At 40.0% G+C, this 21,269-nt stretch carries 17 protein-coding genes and 1 other annotated feature; of the genes, 12 read left to right on the top strand and 5 right to left on the bottom strand.

The annotated features are described in order from the left end of the window. The first annotated feature begins 78 nt into the window (after positions 1-78). From mutY to DOT_RS15425, 6 genes are all read left to right on the top strand, one after another. Positions 79-1,314 (top strand): A/G-specific adenine glycosylase, encoded by a 1,236-nt coding sequence (gene mutY, locus DOT_RS15445; protein WP_009620585.1) that lies wholly within the window; start codon positions 79-81, stop codon positions 1,312-1,314. Positions 1,315-1,425: 111 nt separating this feature from the next. Continuing rightward, positions 1,426-1,587 (top strand): csaA domain protein, encoded by a 162-nt coding sequence (locus DOT_RS28780; protein ID WP_009620583.1) that lies wholly within the window; start codon positions 1,426-1,428, stop codon positions 1,585-1,587. Positions 1,588-2,182: 595 nt separating this feature from the next. Further along, a complete protein-coding gene (gene serC, locus DOT_RS15440) occupies positions 2,183-3,271 on the top strand; it encodes a 3-phosphoserine/phosphohydroxythreonine transaminase (RefSeq protein ID WP_009620579.1) in 1,089 nt (362 codons plus the stop codon). Between the two features lie 40 nt (positions 3,272-3,311). After that, a complete protein-coding gene (locus DOT_RS15435) occupies positions 3,312-4,475 on the top strand; it encodes a phosphoglycerate dehydrogenase (protein ID WP_009620577.1) in 1,164 nt (387 codons plus the stop codon). A gap of 88 nt (positions 4,476-4,563) precedes the next feature. After that, positions 4,564-5,802 (top strand): DUF1015 family protein, encoded by a 1,239-nt coding sequence (locus DOT_RS15430; RefSeq protein WP_040412379.1) that lies wholly within the window; start codon positions 4,564-4,566, stop codon positions 5,800-5,802. A 301-nt stretch (positions 5,803-6,103) separates the two neighbouring features. After that, positions 6,104-6,359, top strand: a binding site (T-box leader). A gap of 192 nt (positions 6,360-6,551) precedes the next feature. Next, positions 6,552-7,700, top strand: coding sequence for a bifunctional 3-deoxy-7-phosphoheptulonate synthase/chorismate mutase (locus tag DOT_RS15425; protein ID WP_009620573.1), 1,149 nt, complete (start codon positions 6,552-6,554; stop codon positions 7,698-7,700). An 83-nt stretch (positions 7,701-7,783) separates the two neighbouring features. Here DOT_RS15425 and DOT_RS15420 read toward each other — a convergent pair whose 3' ends face one another. Together DOT_RS15420 and DOT_RS15415 are read right to left on the bottom strand one after the other, a co-directional pair. Then, positions 7,784-8,341 (bottom strand): manganese catalase family protein, encoded by a 558-nt coding sequence (locus tag DOT_RS15420; RefSeq protein WP_009620571.1) that lies wholly within the window; start codon positions 8,339-8,341, stop codon positions 7,784-7,786. 201 nt (positions 8,342-8,542) lie between these two features. Continuing rightward, positions 8,543-9,016, bottom strand: coding sequence for a GNAT family N-acetyltransferase (locus DOT_RS15415; protein ID WP_009620569.1), 474 nt, complete (start codon positions 9,014-9,016; stop codon positions 8,543-8,545). 442 nt (positions 9,017-9,458) lie between these two features. Here DOT_RS15415 and DOT_RS15410 point away from each other — a divergent pair, with 442 nt between their 5' ends. From DOT_RS15410 to DOT_RS15390, 5 genes are all read left to right on the top strand, one after another. Further along, entirely contained in the window at positions 9,459-11,285 is a 1,827-nt protein-coding gene (locus tag DOT_RS15410) for an EAL domain-containing protein (protein WP_009620565.1), read from the top strand. Between the two features lie 73 nt (positions 11,286-11,358). Then, positions 11,359-11,700: an HIT family protein gene (locus DOT_RS15405; protein WP_009620563.1), complete on the top strand. Its 342-nt coding sequence runs from the start codon at positions 11,359-11,361 to the stop codon at positions 11,698-11,700. 169 nt (positions 11,701-11,869) lie between these two features. Beyond that, the gene (locus tag DOT_RS15400) at positions 11,870-12,565 is read left to right on the top strand and encodes a hypothetical protein (protein ID WP_009620561.1); all 696 of its coding nucleotides are present in this window, start codon (positions 11,870-11,872) and stop codon (positions 12,563-12,565) included. A 77-nt stretch (positions 12,566-12,642) separates the two neighbouring features. Continuing rightward, complete coding sequence (locus DOT_RS15395; RefSeq protein ID WP_083824133.1) at positions 12,643-13,950, top strand: HAMP domain-containing sensor histidine kinase; 1,308 nt, start codon at positions 12,643-12,645, stop codon at positions 13,948-13,950. A gap of 18 nt (positions 13,951-13,968) precedes the next feature. Beyond that, positions 13,969-14,655 carry a response regulator transcription factor gene (locus tag DOT_RS15390; protein ID WP_009620557.1) on the top strand — a complete coding sequence of 229 codons (687 nt, stop codon included), beginning with the start codon at positions 13,969-13,971 and terminating at the stop codon, positions 14,653-14,655. Between the two features lie 60 nt (positions 14,656-14,715). On the opposite strand, the gene DOT_RS15385 is transcribed toward DOT_RS15390, so the two are convergent. Continuing rightward, positions 14,716-16,272 (bottom strand): PLP-dependent aminotransferase family protein, encoded by a 1,557-nt coding sequence (locus DOT_RS15385; protein ID WP_009620555.1) that lies wholly within the window; start codon positions 16,270-16,272, stop codon positions 14,716-14,718. A 108-nt stretch (positions 16,273-16,380) separates the two neighbouring features. Continuing rightward, the gene (locus tag DOT_RS15380; protein ID WP_009620553.1) at positions 16,381-17,559 is read right to left on the bottom strand and encodes a PLP-dependent aminotransferase family protein; all 1,179 of its coding nucleotides are present in this window, start codon (positions 17,557-17,559) and stop codon (positions 16,381-16,383) included. A 346-nt stretch (positions 17,560-17,905) separates the two neighbouring features. On the opposite strand from DOT_RS15380, the gene DOT_RS15375 reads away from it, so the two are divergent. Further along, a complete protein-coding gene (locus DOT_RS15375; RefSeq protein ID WP_009620551.1) occupies positions 17,906-20,104 on the top strand; it encodes a GGDEF domain-containing phosphodiesterase in 2,199 nt (732 codons plus the stop codon). Positions 20,105-20,106: 2 nt separating this feature from the next. Here DOT_RS15375 and DOT_RS15370 read toward each other — a convergent pair whose 3' ends face one another. Then, positions 20,107-21,207: an alanine/ornithine racemase family PLP-dependent enzyme gene (locus tag DOT_RS15370; protein WP_009620549.1), complete on the bottom strand. Its 1,101-nt coding sequence runs from the start codon at positions 21,205-21,207 to the stop codon at positions 20,107-20,109. Positions 21,208-21,269 lie beyond the last annotated feature (62 nt).

Here is a 21,269-nt window from a genome sequence, read left to right as displayed (position 1 = left end):
GTGCATCTTACAGACTCTTGTGGTTAGGATTAAAAAACATTAATCCCCGAATAAGGGGAGTTCTGGGAGATACTTGCAATGGTTATATTAAACGATGTTCTGACAGATATAACAGGAGAACACAGTCATTCAGCCCTTCTTTTGGCCTGGTATACAGTGGAAAAAAGGGATTTGCCCTGGCGAAAGACGGGAGACCCTTACGCAATTTGGGTGTCTGAAGTCATGCTGCAGCAGACCCAGGTGAAGACAGTCATTCCCTATTATGAACGATTTCTCCAACGCTTTCCCGGCGTAGCGCAACTGGGGATGGCAAGTCTTGAGGATGTCTTGACGGTCTGGCGCGGACTAGGATACTATTCTAGGGCTCGTCGTATGTGGGAAGGGGCCCATTATCTGCTTGATCAACAAGGTGGGAAAATGCCTGTTGATTATAACGCTCTTTTATTGGTACCAGGTATCGGCAAATACACGGCAGGAGCAATCGCGAGCATTGCGTTTGGGCAGAGCGTTACAGCAATCGATGGCAATGTCTTGCGGGTTGTATCTCGCCTTTTAGCTTGGTCTGAGCCGGTGGAGACGGCGCGTAGCTATCGTCACTTTAACGACCAGTTAATGGTATGGCAACCGGCTCTTCAGCCAGGAGACTTTAATCAAGCTTTGATGGAACTAGGGGCGATGGTTTGTACCCCCACGAAACCAGATTGTGCAAATTGTCCGCTGGCCCAAGTCTGCGAAGGTTATCTACAAGGCGACGCTCACCTCTACCCTGTGAAAAAGTTAAAAGCAAAGCGTCAAGTGTTGACCCGCTTAACTTTTGTTCTACGACGGGAGGACCAGGTGTTTATACAGAAACGCCCTTCACAGGGGCTACTGGCTGATCTTTGGGAGTTCCCTGGAGTGGAATTAAGTCTGGAGGATGGTTTTAACGATAGTCTTCCTACGATTGGATATGAGGCGTGGCTTGAATATTTTCAAAAGGCTGTACCTGAGCGAGCATTTGACGAGCAGGTGCAAGCACAATTCAGGCAGGGCTTAAGACAGCACGGACCGGTCTGGTACACATTCAGCCACCGACGCTGGAGAATCTGCTGGATCATCATTGATCTGCCCGAACCGCTCGAAGCTAAACCTGCTGATGTTTCTTTACTCAAAGAAGCAGTTGGAGAGTATCGCTTGGATTCGAGGATAGTCCCTCAATATCTCGATAAGCGATGTTGGGTTTCGCTCCAAGACTTAAGCGTGATCCCTTTCCCAGTGGCATTTAAAGCTATTGTTGAGGATTTAAGAGCAGAAAAACGTTCTGCTGAACTTTAAATAAACGGTTAGCCCTTTGTTAATCGGATAGAATCCTTTTTACAGTGAGCAATGTAGATACTGAGTATTACGTTGGTATTATGAATTTAATAACTGCAGGAGGTTAGGACTTTGGCTACTTTTGATGATTTTATGAATATGGATATTAGAGTTGGAGAAATTGTTCAGCAGAAGTTTTTGAAAAGGCTAAGAAGCCAGCCAATAAATTATGGGTTGATTTTGGTGAAGAGATTGGCACAAGTCCACCCACCAGGCACTATCGTCCTTGCATGAAACTCCCACAGATCAAGAAGTGAAAAGTAGATAAAAGATAAATATGATAAATAATGACTTGACATGATGACTTGGATCGATTAGAATCATATTAGTTTAAAAGACACCTAACACAATGAAGGGAAGTTCTAAGCCTCTGAAGTTTAGAGAACTGACGGTCGGTGCAAGTCAGTCTACAGAGCTTAAGAATTCCATCCTGGAGTGGCCAATGATGAATTGTGACGGGTTCCGCCCGATAGCGCGGACATGAGTTGGCCGATTCGGCAACATGGGTGGCAACGCGGGAATAACTTCTCGTCCCTAATTGGGATGAGAGGTTTTATTTATTTTAAAGCGTTTGCTTTCATGTACCCTAAATCGGTTAGAACTTGGGTGGCACCGCGGAATTCCCGCCCCAATGATGGGGTGGGTTTTGTTTTTTTCCAGGGCATCCAATTTGAGACATTTTAATTAGAAATTTTAAGAAAAGGAGAATTTTATGATACTATTCATCTAAAGGGACATGCTAATGATACTATTGACTTATTTGTCACAAACGGAAATTACAAAGCAACATTGATTAAATAACACGATGAATAAAGGAGGATTTATTATTATGGCAAGAATATATAATTTTTCAGCAGGTCCAGCGGTGTTGCCTGAAGAGGTGCTTAGAGAAGCAGCGGAGGAAATGTTAGATTACAGAGGTGCAGGCATGTCCGTTATGGAGATGAGCCATCGTTCGAAAGCTTTCGAACAGATTATCGGAGATGCTGAAAATACATTGAGAGATTTACTGAAGATTCCTGATAATTACAAAGTCCTCTTCCTTCAAGGCGGGGCATCCCAACAGTTTGCCATGATTCCTATGAATTTGATGAAAAATAAAGTCGCGGATCACATTAACACCGGACAATGGGCCAAAAAAGCTATTTCGGAAGGTAAGTTATTTGGAAAGATTAATGTCATTGCTTCTTCCGAAGATAAGACGTTTTCATATATACCGGATCTAAAGGGCCTGAAGATTTCTGATGATGCTGATTATGTCTACATCTGTCATAACAATACAATCTATGGAACGAAATATAATGAATTACCTGAAACCGGAAATAAAGTCTTAGTTGCGGACATGTCTTCAGATATCTTATCTGAACCAGTTGATGTAACAAAATATGGTCTTATTTTTGCTGGTGTTCAAAAAAATATTGGTCCGGCAGGAGTTGTAGTTGTTATCATTCGCGAAGATTTGATCACTGAGGATGTATTGCCCGGGACGCCAACAATGTTAAAATATAAAACTCACGCAGATAACAAGTCATTGTATAATACACCTCCAGCTTATGGGATCTATATTTGCGGTAAAGTATTTAAGTGGGTTCAGAATCTGGGTGGGCTCGAGGCAATGCAGAAAATCAATCAAGAAAAGGCTGCAATTTTATATGATTTCCTTGATTCCAGTAAGCTATTTCGAGGAACGGTTGTAAAGAAGGATCGATCATTAATGAATGTCCCGTTTGTTACGGGTTCCGATGAATTGGATGCAAAATTTATTAAAGAAGCCAAAGCTGCTGGATTCGAGAATCTAAAGGGACACAGAAGTGTTGGTGGTATGCGAGCCAGTATTTACAATGCTATGCCGATGGCAGGTGTTAAAGCCTTAGTTGAATTTATGAAGAAATTCGAAGAAGAAAACCAAATTATTTAAGCAGAGATTAAACGAAATAAATTTGTGGGGTGGAGTAATGATGTTTAAAATTAACTGTATAAATAATATTGCCAATGTGGGATTAAACCTCTTAACCGATGACTATGAAATGGTGAATGATTTCAATGATGCCAATGCAGTCCTGGTGAGAAGCTCAAGTCTTCATGATCTAGAGCTTCCTCCTTCACTAGAGGCTATTGCTAGAGCAGGAGCTGGGGTTAATAATATTCCGCTGGAGAAATGTGCTGAAAATGGAGTGGTTGTTTTTAATACCCCGGGTGCTAATGCTAACGGCGTAAAAGAAATTGTTATAGCATCCTTAGTTATGGCTTCACGTGACCTTTTTGGAGGAATTAACTGGGTGAATTCTTGTCAAGAAGACCCAGACATTGCCAAACTGGTTGAAAAGAATAAAGCAAAGTTTGCTGGAACAGAAATTAAAGGTAAGAAACTAGGAGTCATAGGACTTGGTCAGATCGGAGTTCTAGTTGCTAATGCCTTAAACAAGTTGGACATGGAAGTCTACGGATATGACCCATATATCTCTGTGGATGCTGCCTGGAAGCTTTCCAAATTTATTAAACAAGCTAAGTCTTTAGAAGAGATCTTTAGAGAATGTGATTTTATTACGGTTCATATACCTTTAACCGATTCCACTAAAGGAATGTTCAACAAAGATTCCTTTGCTATGATGAAGGATGGCGTGAAAATACTAAACTTTTCAAGAGATACTTTGGTTATTGATGATGATATGGTTGAGGCTTTGAAGTCTGGAAAAGTCGGTAAATACGTTACGGATTTTCCAAACCCTAAGGTGTGTGGTATTGAAGGAGTAACTACCATTCCCCATTTAGGAGCTTCGACGAGTGAATCAGAAGACAACTGTGCGGTTATGGCAGTCAAGCAATTAATTGACTACCTCGAAAATGGTAATATTAAGAATTCGGTTAATTATCCCAGCTGTGACATGGGAGTCTGCAATAATGCTGGACGTATCGCCATTAATCATAAAAATATACCGAACATGTTAAGTCAGTTCACAGCAACGTTTGCTAAAGAAAACATTAATATACCCGACATGATTAATAAAAGCAAAGGCCAGTATGCCTATACCATACTTGATTCTGAATCCCCTGTGACTCCTGAATTAGCCGATAAAATAAGAGAGATTAACGGAGTTTTAAAAGTAAGAATCATTAAATAGCACGATGGCTCAAGGGGACCAAATGATTTTGATCCCCTTGATTTCGTTTCGCACTCTTCGGTAGAACTTTAGGAGTGGAGGTAGAGTAGTGGCTACTATCAGACCTTTTAATTCGGTAAGACCTAGAGGAGATCTGGCAAATAAAGTGGCAGCACTCCCCTATGATGTTTATAATCGCCAAGAAGCCTTAGAAGAAGTAATAAAAGAGCCGTTATCTTTTTTAAAAATTGATAGAGCTGAGACTCAATTTCCTGAGAACTTCGATCCATATGATACTAAGGTGTATGAACAAGCAAGAGATAGTCTTCGTGATATGCTCAAGGAAGGTGTCTTAATTAAAGAAGGTCAGAACTGCTACTATGTTTACGAACTGACGATGGCTGGTCGTTCTCAGACTGGTTTAGTAGGATGTGCAGCGATTGACGACTATCTTAATAATGTCATTAAAAAACATGAGAAAACTAGAGAAGATAAAGAAATTGACCGAATCAACCATGTGGATATTTGTGATGCTCAGACTGGCCCTATATTTTTAGCATATCGTTCTCAAAGAAATATCAATGAAGTAATCGACGCGATCAAAATGGGAACTCCTTTATATGATTTTCTAGCCCCTGACGGAGTTAAACATACGATATGGAAAATAGCTGATCAAAGCCACATCGAAACAATCTCTAAAGAATTTAAAACGATACAAAGCATCTATATTGCAGATGGACATCATAGAACAGCCTCAGCGGTTAAAGTAGGCTTAAAAAGAAGGGCAGAAAACCCAGACTATAATGGAGAAGAGGAATTTAACTTCTTCCTTGCTGTCCTTTTCCCACATGACCAATTGATGATTTTAGACTATAACCGCGTAGCGAAAGATTTAAATGGTTATAGTAAAGAAGGTTTTTTGACTGAAGTGGCTAAGGTCTTTTTAGTTGAAGAAATGGGGGAGGAACCCTTTAAACCTATGGAAAAGGCTACATTTGGGATGTACTTAGAAGGAGTATGGTATAAGTTAACGGCCAAAGATGAAATCCGTTCAACGGATCCTGTAGAGGGACTCGATGTTGCCGTGCTGCAAAATCATTTGTTAACTCCAGTGCTCAATATCAAAGATATAAGAACAGACAAAAGAATAGACTTTGTCGGCGGTATACGAGGTCTTAAAGAACTTGAAAAAAGAGCCAACAGTGACATGAAACTTGCATTTTCAATGTTTCCAACTTCAATAGATGAGTTGTTTGAAGTATCCGATGCTGGTCAGCTGATGCCCCCAAAATCGACTTGGTTTGAACCGAAGCTGAGAAGCGGATTGTTTATTCATGAGTTAAGTTAGAGAATCAGAATGAAATAGGCTATTTATTCCCCTATAGAAAAAGTTTTGCGGTTTTGTATAAAACCTAAGAAACGGGTTATACTATGTTCTGAGATGAAATTCATGGCAAAATTCAGATTGATTGACAAGTTACATTATGCCGCGGCATTGAGTATAATCGCTGCTACAGCCTTATTGGCTTGATCCTAATCCTAGGTAGAACGTGAATAAGTCATCTAACCAGAGTCCGAATATCGGGCTCTGTTTTTAGGTTGACAAATCTTATATCTGTGTTATAATACAATTACAAATAATTGAATCTTCAAAAGCGACGACGGAGAAAAGTAGGCTATTTATTACCTTTCAGGGAGGAAGAGTCTCGACTGGAAACTCTTCTATGTGTGGTGATAGGCGAAGTTCACTCCCGAGCTGCCGGCTGAACGTTATCTAGTAGGCTAGGACGGTTCTTCCCCGTTAATAAGAAGGGGGTATCGGATTTTAATTCCCGTACCTTTGTCGAGTGGCCTTTTTTGGCTTAAGTTGGGTGGTAACACGAGATATAACTTCTCGTCCCTACAAGGGATGAGAAGTTTTTTATTTTCCAAACCTAAACTTGAACTCGACAAACGCGAGTTTTAAGAGACTGTACCTTTTGTTGAGTGGGCCAATTTTGGCCAAAATGGGTGGTAACGCGGAAGTCCACGGCTTTCGTCCCTGCGATGGGATGGGCCGTGGACTTTTTATTTTTATATTTGAAAGGGGTATTGATTATGAAAGATTTGAAATTAGCAGGCCTAAAAGGAGAGCACAGTTCCATTGAAGTTAAAGGAGTAACAATAGGAGGTAAAGAAATTATTCTAATGGGCGGACCCTGTGCTGTAGAATCAAGTATCCAGATGAAGCAATCAGCTGAGACGGTAAAAAAAGCAGGTGGAAGAATTCTGCGGGGTGGTGTTTTCAAACCACGTACTTCACCCTATAGTTTTCAAGGCTTGGGCCGGGAGGGACTTAATTATTTAGTTCAAGCTGCCCGGGAGCAGGGCTTGCTTTGTGTTACAGAGGTTATTGATGCGCAAAGTCTTGAGTTAGTAGTCGACCAGATTGACATTATTCAGATTGGTGCTCGGAATATGCAGAACTTTGAGCTTCTGAAAATGGTTGGGAAAATTAACAAACCGATTATCCTTAAACGGGGTTTATCAGCGACAATTGAGGAATGGCTGTTGGCAGCTGAATATATTTTATCCGCCGGCAATCCCAACGTTATCCTTTGTGAACGGGGAATACGCACCTATGAGCCCAGTACCCGAAACACCTTAGACCTTAGTGCTGTTGGAGTCGCCAAAGAGCTTTCTCACCTCCCGGTTATTGTCGATCCAAGTCATGCTGCAGGGAGAAGAGATTTGATTTCGTCCTTGTCTAAGGCCGCTATAGCAGCAGGTGCGGATGGCTTATTGATCGAAATGCACCCAAATCCTGCAGAGGCTACAAGCGATGGTCCTCAGTCCTTGTACCCAGAACAGTTTGTTCAACTAGCCCGAGAGCTAGGAATAGTCGCAGGATCGGTCAGTAGAGTCTTTGCTTCTGGAGGGCAGGGTGATGATGGGGAAACCCTTGAATCTCTGCGTAGCCAGATTGACGGTATAGACCAAACCATAATCGAAAGGCTAGCAGTTAGGATGCAGATAGTCAGAAAAGTAGGCGATCAGAAACGACTGGATCGGGTTAAAGATACTAGTCGGGAAAAAGAAATTATTCAGCGCTTAGTTAACCTGGGCACTGAACTACAACTTTCCCCTGATTTAGTAAAAAAGATATATGCTTTGATTTTTGAGTTCTCAGTCCAGTCCCAAATCAAAAGTAAACTAACTAAGGAGAAAGACTTAGAATTATCGTTATATCCCGTGGGAAGTAAATAGGTTGTATTATCTTTCAAAACGGATAGAAAAGCGCTTAGGAAGAGATCGTACTCTTTCCTAAGCGCATGACACATTACTAACTTCTAGTGTTCAAAGATTCTCAAACTCATTTTATATTCAATAATTAAGTCGTTGAATTGTTCTGATGGTGCCGAGTGCTGAACCAACATCTGGGCTCTTTGGAAAAGATGTTTGTGTACATCCTCTCTGCTGCCTAAGAAACCAATCATTTTTTTAAGATCCGGGTCATTTGTCAGATTAAAATGCTGGTTGTATAAAATTCTTGCTCGAACTTCAGCTTCAACGTCAGCTTGAAGCATCGCAATTGGGTCTAGGTTTTGATCAACATAACTCATATTCCAAGGAATCCCTTGGGAATTGACATAACTCAGAGGTGGCCCGCCCAACTTGTTAATAGCCACCGCAATCATTTCCATGTGACCCATTTCTTCTGCAGCGATGAGGCCCAAAAGATCACGAAGATAGCGGTTACGCATGTTGGAACGGTGATTTAGGTACTGTGTTGCAGCCGAGTATTCACTGTCCTTGCCCCCATAGTGCTCGAGCAATACTTGACCAAATACAGGGTCACGGTGCTGAACATTAACCGGAAAAAATAACGGCTTGCTATAACTAAACATAGCTATCCCTCCTCATGACAATAGAATCCTGACTTCATTATATGATTTAGCCGATCTTTTGGTTATTTGAAATAGCAAAGGATCGGCTAAAGCTTTAACAAGCGTCTAGGAATTAACGTACGTCAATTTTCCAGAGGGTTTCAAGCTTGTAATTTGTTATAGTGCACGATACAGATAGTTTAACGCGCTTATTCTGCTCATTTACATAACGTCTTTCTCCCCGAAGTTAGTCAAGAGAAGTTTCATTACCAGCCTTCCTTCGCCTTTACCATACTCATCCTGCTTAAAATCCATTGCCAGGAATCCTAATTTTTTTTCATAAAGCCTAACGGCTGCAACATTATCCGGGTCCACGGTCAGCTCGACTTCTTCAATAGTTTCCTTGGTTAAAGCAGCGAAGCTCTCTGAAAGTAGTTTAGCCCCTATTCCTTGACCACGTGACTCTTTAGATATAGAAACTCCGACCATATACGCCTTTTTAGGGTTATCCCAATCTAACATATAATTTACTAAACCAACAATTTCGTTATTCAATCGATAGATATAAACACGACCGTGCCTGATGAGCGGCTCAAGATACCATACATTTAAGCCCCCCGATCCAAAGGCTTCTGCTTCTATTTCAACAATGCGTTCAATGATTTCAGGGTTCATCGTTTTAACTAATTCAATCATGGGTACCTCCATTAAAGTACTTTTTGCAATTCGCTTCGTAAACCTATTTCCACAAAAGGGTACTAAAGAAATTATAGTCAAGAAAACGAAATTTTATCCCTTCGTGACCTTAGAACCCATAGCTTGTTACCGAATAGAATTGACCTATTATTCTGAACAATCAAATTAATAGGGCTTGGATTGAAGCGAGACTAATATATTAAATCAATCGTTTAAGTTTCATTTGCCCCGTATCTCCAAACTGAAGCTGACCAGTTTTGGTGGGGAAGTATGGCAGAAGGAGGATTTTAGAGAAAGACGAAGAATAAGAAGAATAATTTAACTAACGATATTATGAACGTACTGCCTATGTCTACTAGATAACAAAAGTGAAGTACATAATGGGCTATTTCATAAACGCATTTTATATGGAACCTAATACAAAAATAGGGGATGTAGCAACGTGGATGAGAAATTTACAGCTACGGAAGAAGAACTTAGACAACAGATGGAAGAGTTAATCCAGACAACTCTATACCAAGAGTTAAGGGAATCTGAAGATGAGATCAGGCGACAGTTAGCTGTCATTCAAACAAATAGAGAGTTAATAGCACTTAGTGAAGAACGATACAAAACACTTGTGAACAACTCCCATGATGTAATTTATAGTTGCGACAGCAAGGGTGTTATCACTACAGTCAATGAAAAATTTTGTGAAGTTTATAGCCTGTCAAAAGAAATGGTTATTGGTAAGAGCATGACTGATATTCAAAAGGATCCCAGTTATATTAATGACTGGAATAACGCATTTTCTGAAGCAATCAAGCATGGCAAAGTTAGTTTTTTTACTTTCAGTTATGAAATGAAAGATGGCAGAGGCGTTGGCTATTATAATGTCACTATATCCCCGTTGTTTGATCTAAAGAGGAAGATCATTGGAGTGATAGGTACTAATCAAGATATAACAGCTATAAAAGAAAACGAAAAGCGAATACAACATATGGCCTATTATGACTTTATAACGGATCTCCCCAATAGAGTTCTTTTCTTACAACGGTTGAAAAACGCGATCCAAATAGCAAAAAAGAAAGCGACTCAGGTAATTGTAGTAGTCCTTGATTTAGATGATTTTAAAGTTGTCAATGATACCCTAGGACACTCTATGGGTGATGCTCTTTTAGTGGAAACGTCAAGAAGATTACTAAAATGTATTGACCAAAAGGATACGGCTGCTCGCTTAGGCGGAGATGAATTTTCTCTGTTAATAGAAGATGTAGAACCGGAAGATGATGTTATTTTTTACCTCATGAAAAGGATTAAGTTAGCATTTGAAGAACCATTTAAGATTACTAACGGAACTCTCAATCTAACAGCAAGCATAGGAGTGTCAATCTATCCAGATGACGGAGAATTTAATGAAGAACTCCTGAATAATGCAACGACAGCCATGTATCAAGCTAAAAAATATGAGAAAAATGGGTATCAATTTTTTAATTTTAAAATGAAACATGAGCTCTTGCAAAAGGCGAATATTGAACGATTACTAAGGAAAGCAATAAAGAACAATGAATTTGTTTTATATTATCAACCGCAATATACTGCTAAGGGGAGACTTCGCGGCTTTGAAGCATTAATCCGTTGGGACAGCCCTGATATGGGTTTTTTAAACCCCATGGAGTTCATACCTATAGCCGAAGAAACCGGTCTGATTATCCCGATTGGCGAGTGGGTCTTAAACACCGCAAGTCTTACGTGTAGAAAATTTGAAGATCAATATGGCTGCGACCTAATTATGGCAGTGAACATTTCCCCGATTCAATTGCAGCATAAAGAGTTTGAACAAATTGTTATAAAGGCCATTAAATCTTCGGGGCTAAAGCCAACAAGTCTGGAATTAGAGATAACAGAAAGTAGTTTTATTGATAATTTTGATAGTGTTGTCAATAAATTAGCAACCCTTAAAGAACTCGGGGTCGGAATAGCACTGGATGATTTTGGGACAGGATATTCATCATTGAGTTATTTAAAGAGACTCCCAATCAATCTGTTGAAAATTGATAAATCTTTTGTGCAGGGAATTGATTTTTTGAATCCCCATAATAATTTAACGGAGTTGATCATTGCCCTAGTGAATAAGCTCAATATCAAAACGATGGCAGAGGGTGTTGAGACGTTAGAACAACTTAACTACTTAATTAATGCGAAATGTGATTTCACACAGGGGTATTACCATGGAAAACCCAGATCTGAAGAGTTTATTGGCAGCATTATTAAAAAAGGCTCTATTTAAGATTGTTTCTATATAATTGTGTTTCTTTATTCGTCCATAAATAACAGATAATAAGTTTGAGGAGGAAAATTAAATGAATGATTGCGTGTTTTGTACATTGCCGGAAACACAAATCTTAGTTGAAAACGAGCTAGCGCGGGCGTTTTTTGACAAATATCCTGTCAGTGCTGGACATGTCCTAATAGTTCCGAAGAGGCACACAGCAAACCTCTTTGATGCGACTAAAGAAGAGATGGCGAGTATTGGGGATCTACTTAGAAAAGTTAAAGAGCAACTGGATGAGCAGTTTCATCCAGACGGATACAACGTAGGAGTTAATGTGGGGGAAGCCGCTGGGCAGACAGTGTTTCACTTACATGTTCACGTTATCCCCCGCTATCATGGAGATGCCGGATCTGTGCAGTGGCATTCATAAAATCTGAGAACTTAAGAATTAGCTCTTACTAAAATACAGAGGCTCAAGTGAACCTCTGTATTTTATTTTAGAGTATTTTTATTAAATTTTTATATTTGCATTAAAAAGAGTTTAAAACCTCCCGTTATAATGAAATTGTAGCAAAAATACAGGGAGGTTGTTGGTATTAATGAGTAAATTTAAACTTATGTACGATGTTGTTAACACAATGAAAGATAAGGAGGCTATAAGCGGTGCGCTAAAAGTTGAAGGGATGAAAGATCAAACTAAAATTGTTGATTTTGTTAATCAATTTGAAAAGAATCTTGCAACCGGTGAGACTAAAGTCAAGCTTAGTACAGAACTAGACTATGATGGTAAGAAAGTGAAACATGAAAGTCAAACCGAGTTTACTATGCAGGGTTGCCATGGGAAAATGCATCCTGGCTTTATGCGACATATGGGTCACCATCACCACAGCCACCATTGCGCTGAAAATCATGATGATCTGAAATGTGGAGGAATAAAAGGGAAATTAACGAAGCTAGCGTTCGTCCTCAATCTGTTTAATCAAATTAAGGTGGAAGAAAAAGATGATAAGTCTGTCATCCTTTCCTTAAACTTAAACGAAATCCCGGATGACATGAAAAAGGTCATTCAGGAAAGAATGAGCCAGAGAGCAATGCCTGAGCACCACCACCAACATCATCATGGCTTTATGAAAGAGTTCCTTAGCCTTCAAGAACCAAAGATCGAGTTGAATCTTTGGATTAGTAAAAATCGAGAAGTTGAGAAGATCTTGGTCATAGTTGACGGAAAACAAATGAATGATCTTGATGAAAACCATAATCTGAATCTCAAAGCGGAATTGTGTTTGTTTAGTTAGTAAAAACTAAACAAGATTATTTTTCAATTCGAGGACGCAGAACAATTGAATTGTTTTGCGTCCTTATTCTCAGTATAATGAACACACAAAAGGAAGAAATTCAGGTGATTTACGTGTTTGAGAGTCTATTGAAACGTATAATTGTAAAATACGAAAAACATAAGATCCTTCACCATAGGGACCATCCGGAATTCCATAGGCGACATCTTGAATTTCATTGGAGCCAAAATGAATTCCAAAAGAGTCATCCGGAATTTCAGAGGCGACATCAAGAATTCCATAAGCAGCAACGCGAATTATTCCGGCATCAAGAATTCCAGAGGAAACACAGGGAATTTAATCAATATCACAGGTCTTTGCGGTTTTTTCGTCCGATTAGTATCATATTTAACTTCATCATTCTCTACTTGCTGTTTAGATGGGCAGGTATAAGGTCAATAAGTCTTTTCTTTGCTGTATTTATCGTTATTAAAGAGGTTTTGCAATATCTTTTTCTGCGAAGGTTAGAGAAAAGAGTATTTAAACCTATTAATCAGCTGAAAAATGGAGTGGAGGAGATCTCTAAAGGGAATTATAATGTAAGAGTAGAAAACGATGGAATGTGTGATTTAGGTTTCATGGGGTTATTAGTGGATTCCTTTAATGAAATGGCTCAAAAACTACAGGCAAGTGAGAAAATGAAGTCAGAGTATGAAGAAAATCGCAAGATGCTCATTGCCAATATTTCTCATGATCTTAAGACACCCATCACATCGGTTCAAGGTTATATTGAAGCAATATTGGATGGGGTAGTTACTTCGCCAGAAAAAGTAAATAAATATCTTAGAACCATCTATCAGAATACCGCCTATGTTGATAAATTAATTGATGATCTTTTCTTATTTTCCAAGTTGGATCTTCAAAAAATGGAGTTTAATTTTGAAAGTATTTATATAGGACCTTTTATGGATGACTTAATGGAAGAATTTAAGTTTGAACTTGAAGAAAGGAACATCGATTTTCACTATGCCAATAAGATGGTCGGGGATTGCCTTATTAGTATCGATAGGAAAAGGTTGTATCAGTCTTTCAAAAATGTTCTAGGAAATGCCGTTAAATATGGATCCCATCAGGCCCTTACCATCGAGATCGCAATGGATCGCCAAGATGATTTTATAGGCATTGATATTCGAGACAATGGCCCGGGAATTCCTAAAGATAAACTTCCTAATGTTTTTAATAGGTTTTATAGAATAGATAATGAGCGGACTAAGGATCTAATGAGTACGGGGCTTGGTCTAGCGATAGCTAAGGAACTTGTGCAAGCCCATGGAGGATCGATTGCAGTAACGAGTATTGAAAATCAAGGTTCTTGTTTTACAATAAGACTTCCGATCATAAAATGATTAGGAAAGAGGCTAGGCATGGTACGAATTTTAATTATTGAAGATGATCAAAATATTGCTGAATTAGAACGTGATTATCTCCAGTTAAATGGATATGAAGCGGAAATAGTTCAAGATGGAGTAGAGGGTTTGAAGAAGGCGCTATCCGGTTTGTATAATGTTATTATTGTAGATTTGATGTTGCCGGGTAAAGATGGTTATTCCATCACGAAGGAAATTCGCGCTAAATTTGAGATTCCAGTAATTATTGTATCGGCTAAAAATGAAGATATTGATAAAATCAGGGGACTAGGTCTGGGAGCCGATGATTACTTAACTAAGCCCTTTAGTCCTGCAGAGTTAGTAGCAAGGGTTAAATCTCATATTATGAGATATGAACGGCTTAAGGGGAAAACATCAGCTTCTGAAGTAATAAACCATAGAGGATTAGAAATAAATACCGCCTCTCATAAAGTCTTTGTTAATGGCAAAGAAGTTCAAATGACGACCACAGAATATGGACTGCTAGTTTTTTTTGCGACCAATCCGAACATCGTTTTTAGTAAAGAGCATATTTTCGAGACGATCTGGGGAAATGAGTTCCTTGGCGATACGGCAACTGTGCCTGTTCATGTCCAAAAGATAAGAAAAAAGATTGAAAAAGATCCATCTAACCCTGAATACATCGAAACATTATGGGGAGCGGGATACAGATTTAATTCATAAGGTGAAAAGACAGAGAAAGGGTTTGCCTCAAAAGGCAAGCCCTTTCTCTGTCTTTTCACACTACACTAATGGTTCGCTACATCTAAATCGGCTATTAGCACTCGCAGGATGAGGCTGATTTAATATTTCTAAAACAGCTGTACAGAGGCGACGTATCCCTTCTCGAATCGTTGTTTCTGAATGACGACTGAAACAGAGTCTGATTCGGTTTTTTCCTCCAGAATTGATATAAAAGGCATTCCCGGGAATAAAAGTCACTTTCTTCTCAGCCGCTTTAGTGAGGAGTGTCGCGGCCTTTATGCCGGGTGGCAGTTCACACCACAAGTAAAAACCCCCCTCCGGCACAGTCCAAGACAAGCCCGGTGGAGCAAATTCCGTTAAGGCTGTTACCATAGTGTTGAGTTGTTGCAGATATCGGTTTCTTACTATAAGAAGGTGTTTGTCTAACAGTCCCTGGCGGCAGAAGTCAGTCATCATCCATTGAACGGTAGTGCTGGTATGAAGGTCTACGTGCTGTTTGGCTAGGGCAAGTTGTTCAAGTACTGCGGAAGGTGCCACACACCAGCCTAGGCGAAGTCCCGGAAAAAGCATTTTCGAGAACGTTCCGAGATAGATAACATGGCCATGTTTATCCATGGACTTGAGAGAAGGGGATGGCATCCCTTCGTAATAGAGTTCACTATAAGGGTCATCTTCCAGGATTGGTACGTGATATTGATAGGCTAATTTGAGGAGTTCCTGACGGCGAGACAGACTCATTTTTGTGCCGGATGGATTTTGGAACGTTGGTAAGGTGTAGATAAATTTGGGGCGATGGCGCGAAAGAATCTGTTCTAACAAGTCGGTTCTTAGGCCCTCCTGATCCAATGGTACCGTAAGAATGTGAGCACCAGCCGCCTTGAAAACCCCAATAGCCCCCAGGAAGGATGGTTCCTCCATCACGATATAGTCTCCAGGTTCTATAAAAACTTTAGCAAGTAGATCGAGTCCCTGTTGAGAACCCGATAAAATCATGATGTTTTGGGTCTGAGTTTGGATGCTACGGTGGCTTAGCCATTCTTTCAAGTATTTTCGGAGAGGATAATGGCCAATCGTGGGCCCGTACTCGAAGGCTTGCCAGTTGCCTGAACGCATCACTTCTTTACTAATTTGCCGGAATTCTTCAAGAGGATAGTATTCGCCAGCTGGCGATCCCAAAGCGAAAGAGATTTGGTCTTCTTCGCCAATCTCATCCAGAATAGAGGCCAAGACTGGGTTATACATGCGCTCAGACTGCTTAGTGTAAAAGTTCTGCCAGGATATAGGCTGGATTGATGAAGGCCGTACCCTGGAATCACCGCTAGTGAAATGGTCAAGAGAAAAATGTTCGGTGGACAGAGGGGCATTAACGACGACAGTTCCTTTGCCCACGTGGGGTTGGATCAACCCATCGGCCACTAGTTCATGGTAGGCATTGACAACTGTAGTTCGATTTACCCCTAATGACGCGGCGAGCTTTCTCTCGGGGGGAAGACGAAAACCTGGAGGGAGTTCGTTAGCTAGGATGAGTTGCCGAATTTGGCTCCTAATCTGCAAGTATAGGGGTGTCTTGATGGAGCGATCTATTTGCAGTTGCATGGTTGTTCTTCCCCTCAAAATACAGTATGGATGATGATGCGATTATGTCAAAAGATTGGGTCTCATAAAATAAATGAGTTACTCGCTTTGTGTTGTTGCGACTAATAGCTAATGGCTAACAGCTAGAATTTCTGCGAGTGTTTTAATACCCTGTTTAATTTGTATCGGTGAAGGGTTGGAAAAGTTCAATCTCATGCTGCTGTGACTCCCTGCGCAGGCAAAAAAATGGCTACCAGGCACATAGGCTACATTGCCTGTCACTGCACGAGTTAAAAGCTTATCAGTATCATAATTATCTGGCAGGGTCAGCCATATAAACATGCCTCCAGTCGGCTCGGTCCATTTGACCTGAGTTGAGAAGTTTGCTTTGAGTTCGTCCAGCATCAGGTCTCGTCGTCTTTTATAGGTCTGGCGAATCGTTTCGATGTGTTCGGCCGCGTTAAAATGAGTTAAATAATAATGAGTGGCTCGCTGGATGAGAGTACTGGTATGCAAATCGGTTCCTTGTTTGGCGACAGTCAGTTTAGTTATTAGTTCTTGGTCGGCGACGATCCAACCAAGTCGAAAGCCAGGGGCCAGGGTCTTAGAAAAAGTGCCCAGGTAAATTACTGTGTCCTCAGCGGCGAGGGACTTGATTGGTGCAATAATTGGCCCATCATAGCGGAGTTCGCCGTAGGGATCATCTTCTATTACCGGGACCCCGTACTGACACGCTATACGAGCAATGGCCTTCCGTTCTTCAACAGTAAGAGTGGTACCAGTGGGGTTCTGATAAGTAGGAGCCAGGTAAATAATTTTAGGTCGATGTTCTTTAATAGATAATTCGAGGGCAGGCAGGTCGATTCCTCCTTGAATTGTTGGAACTAACCTGAAATTGGCCTGGTAACTCCGGAAAGTTTGGATGGCGCCAAGATAGCTGGGATTTTGCAGAAGCACTTCATCTCCGGGGTTCAGGAATAGTTTGGCAATCAGATCCAATCCTTGCTGAGAACCGTTGGTGAGAAAGATATTGCCCGCTTCAGCTTGAATTCCTTTAGCTCTCATTTGAGCAGATATCTCCTCGCGCAAGGGTAAATATCCCTCAGTGGTACCGTATTGGAGGACAGAAGGGTCGCCTGCTCCAAGAACTCGATCATAAGATTCTCTGATATCGGAAAGTGGAAATAATTCTGGAGCTGGAAGGCCGCCAGCGAAAGAGATGACATTTGGTTGTTCAGTCACTTTTAGGATCTCGCGAATTGCCGAATTAGCCATGTAATTGACGCGTTCTGCATAACAATGTGCCATAGTTTGTTCCCCCTCTGGAATAATTTAGGCTCATTATACGGGGGAGGTCACCTGCTTACAACATCCAATTGGATGATTATATAAAGAGTCCAATTGGAGATTCCCAATATTAAGGCCTTTCTTTTTTGCGCAAGCCAGGAGTGTAGTTTAAGGAGGGAAAGAACCTTGGCTTTTAAATTTGAAGCAGGATTTTTCTGAAAAGTAGAGAAATAGGTAGAAAAAAATAATGCTTAACGAAGAATAAGCGTGAAATTAGACTATATTATTTAATTTAGGATTGTTCCTTTGAATCTCACCTATGAACACTCCCGAGAAGAAGAGCAACAAGGAGAAGAGGAGGTTACATGTGGGTTACAATGGCAATTATTTATCTGCCTATGCTTATCGTAAGATTATTGTGGATCAAGAAGGTAATCCTATAGATTATGAATATATAGAAGCAAACGAGGCTTTTAAAATATTAATTAGGTCAAAAACTGATGAGGACCCATTTGATGGGATCAATTTTTATGGTAACGTCGCTCTAACTGGAAAAGCTGCAACAACTGAATACTATTCAGATGCTTTAGAGAGATGGTTCAGAGTCGAGGTATATTCCCCGAAAAAGGAGTATTTTGTTACCCTATGTATTGATATAACTAGTTTTAAACAGACGGAATTCGAATTAATAGATAAGAATGAGCTACTCGGCCAACTTTATGAGGAAGTAACAGCCACAGAAGAAGAACTAAGACAACAGATGGATGATTTGAATCAAGCTGCCCAACTCCTAACTGAAAGCAAGACAAGGCTTAAACGGGCTCAAAAGATTGCTCATGTTGGAAATTGGGAGTTTGACTTGGAAACTAAGACAGTATGGATCTCAGAAGAAGCCTTTAATTTATATGGCCTAATAATGGAGAAACATGAGTTATCGCTTAAATTAGTACAACAGCGAGTTCACTTTGAGGATAGAAGTAGAATGGATGAAGCTTTAGAACTTTTGATTCAAGGAGAATCTGAATATAATGTAAATTTCAGGATAATTAGAGCTGACAATTTCGAAGAGAGGCATATGCATTCGATAGCAGAAGTAGTATGTAATAGTTCGGGCATGCCCGTAAAGATTTTAGGAGTTATTCAAGATGTAACTGAACAGATGATTTATGAGCGGGATTTAAAAAATAAGAATAGAGAGCTAATGAAATTGCATGAGGAATTAAGAGAAAATGAACAAAGAATCAGTCATATGGCCTATTACGACTATATAACAGATCTGCCCAATAGGATTCTTTTTTTGGATAAGTTAAAAGAAGCAATTACAATAGCTAAAAAGAATGGCACAAATGTAATCGTGGTATTTCTTGATTTAGACAACTTTAAAATAGTAAATGATACGTTAGGACATACAATAGGGGATGCGCTTCTAATCGAAACCGCAAAACGATTATTAACATGTATCGACAGCAAGGATACAGCTGCTCGTTTAAGTGGTGATGAATTTGCATTGTTAATTGAAGATGTAAAACCGGAAAATAGTATAGTCCCGAACTTAGAACGCATAAAATTGATATTTAAGGAACCATTTTGGATCAATGAAACCATGATTAATCTAACATCAAGTATAGGCGTTTCTATTTATCCGGATAATGGCGAAACAGGAGAAGAGCTCTTAAATAATGCGGATACAGCCATGTATAAAGCCAAAGAATTGGGGAAGAATGGATATCAATTTTTTGACATTAAAATGAAAGAGAATCTCCTGAAAAAAACAACTATTGAAAGATTACTAAGGAAGGCATTAAAAAATAATGAATTTGTTTTGCACTACCAGCCGCAATATGTTGCTAAAACGGGAAGGATTCGTGGTTTTGAAGCACTAATTCGCTGGAATAGTCCTGAAATAGGTTTTTTGAGTCCCATGGAGTTTATACCCATAGCAGAAGAATCCGGCCTGATTATCGAAATCGGAGAGTGGGTTTTAAACACAGCAAGTAGCGTTTGTAAAAAGTTTCAAGATAGATTTGGTCATGAGCTAATTATGGCCGTAAATATTTCACCTATCCAATTAAGGCAAAGGAAATTTCGCGGCACGGTTTTGAAGGCAATTAAATCTTCTGGATTAAAACCAACAAGTCTCGAATTGGAAGTAACAGAGAGTATTTTTATTGATAGTTATGATAATGTCGCCAATGAATTGAAAAATTTAAAAGACTTGGGAGTAAGAATTGCACTTGATGACTTCGGAACAGGATATTCATCATTAAGTTATTTGCGAAAACTTCCAATTAGTTTGTTGAAAATCGATAAGGCGTTTGTGCAAGAAATTGATTCGTTGAATCCTTATAATGAACTGACGAAATCAATTATCTCCTTGGTACATAAGCTTAATATCGAAACAATTGCTGAAGGGGTTGAGACGCTAGAACAACTTAACTACCTAATCAATGCGAAATGTGATCACTTACAGGGGTATTACCTTGGGAAACCGGAGCCTGAGGACTTGGTAGGAGACATTATTGAAAAGGCCGCTGGTAAGAGTTCCTCATATGAGGCGGTTGAATAAGTTTAGGTTGTATTAGTTGTTGGACCACAATTACCTTTGAATAATTTTCGTACGTACCTTGAATCGCTGACTGAGAGCAATCCGGAATAGGCTAAAGAAAAGGCAATTACGCCCCCAACTTTTACTTCGTGTTCTGAGTCTTCAATATCAATAATAAGATGATCACTACTAGCCCCCATTATCTTTAGACTTTCGTCAACAGGGTGAATTCCTTTAATGTTGACATCCTGTTTTCCCATCGATACAATGGCTCTTTTCCGAACTCCTAGATCTTCGAATTCTGGGATATTACCAAAAGCATCTCGACCTATTATCCCTGTTGGCACGGATGGTTTGGATTTAACCTCGATAACTTCAGCCCGCAGGTGGAACGCGTCATGGTGAAGCCAAGGGATTTTTCGATTATTGGTCGTATCAGTACCCAATAAGATACCCTCGCCAATCCGCAACTGATTTACTCCAGCAGGAACCTGTTCATTTTCAATTAACAATAATGTTGAAGTCCCACCGCCAGAAATTATCTCCAGTTTCAGGTTTAATTCGTTTTCAACAGCACGTCCCAATTCAACCAAGACCCCAAGATTATTGGAACTTGGAAGTATTCCTCCAAAGCACCCCATATTTGTTCCAAGCCCTATGAGTTTAATTTCTTTAAAACTAGTAAACCGCTTGGCCATGTCAAGCACATTTTCCTGCAGCACCCCTTCACGCAGGTCGCCAACATCGACCATTAATATTATTCGGTGAATTTTTCCCAATTGTTTAGCTGCTTGAGCTAATGCTTTTATGACACTTATTTCTGAATTTATACTAGTGTCGGTATACTGAACAACCTTCATGACGTTGCTTAAGCGTGGAATTCTCAGCAGAGTAATCGGTTGAGTAAATCCTTTCTCCCTGAGTTCAACAATGTTTTCCATCCGAGAATCAGCTAGGCCGTCAATTCCTCCTGCCACCATAGCCGAGACGATCTGGTGGATCGCGCTAAATCCTTTAGTTACGCCAATGACTTCTATCCCTTTTCGGTGGCATCGTTCGACCACTTGAGAGGTATTAAATGTTATTTTATCTAGGTCGATTTCTAGAATTGGACTACCCTGCACTTAGAATAACCTCCTATAATAACGTTGAGACTTGTCCAGAATGAACATATACATAGGCAACG

This window comes from Desulfosporosinus sp. OT, from assembly GCF_000224515.1.
Classification (GTDB): domain Bacteria; phylum Bacillota; class Desulfitobacteriia; order Desulfitobacteriales; family Desulfitobacteriaceae; genus Desulfosporosinus.
The sequence above is the reverse complement of the archived record's forward strand: the minus strand, read 5'-3'. Positions and strand labels throughout refer to the sequence as shown.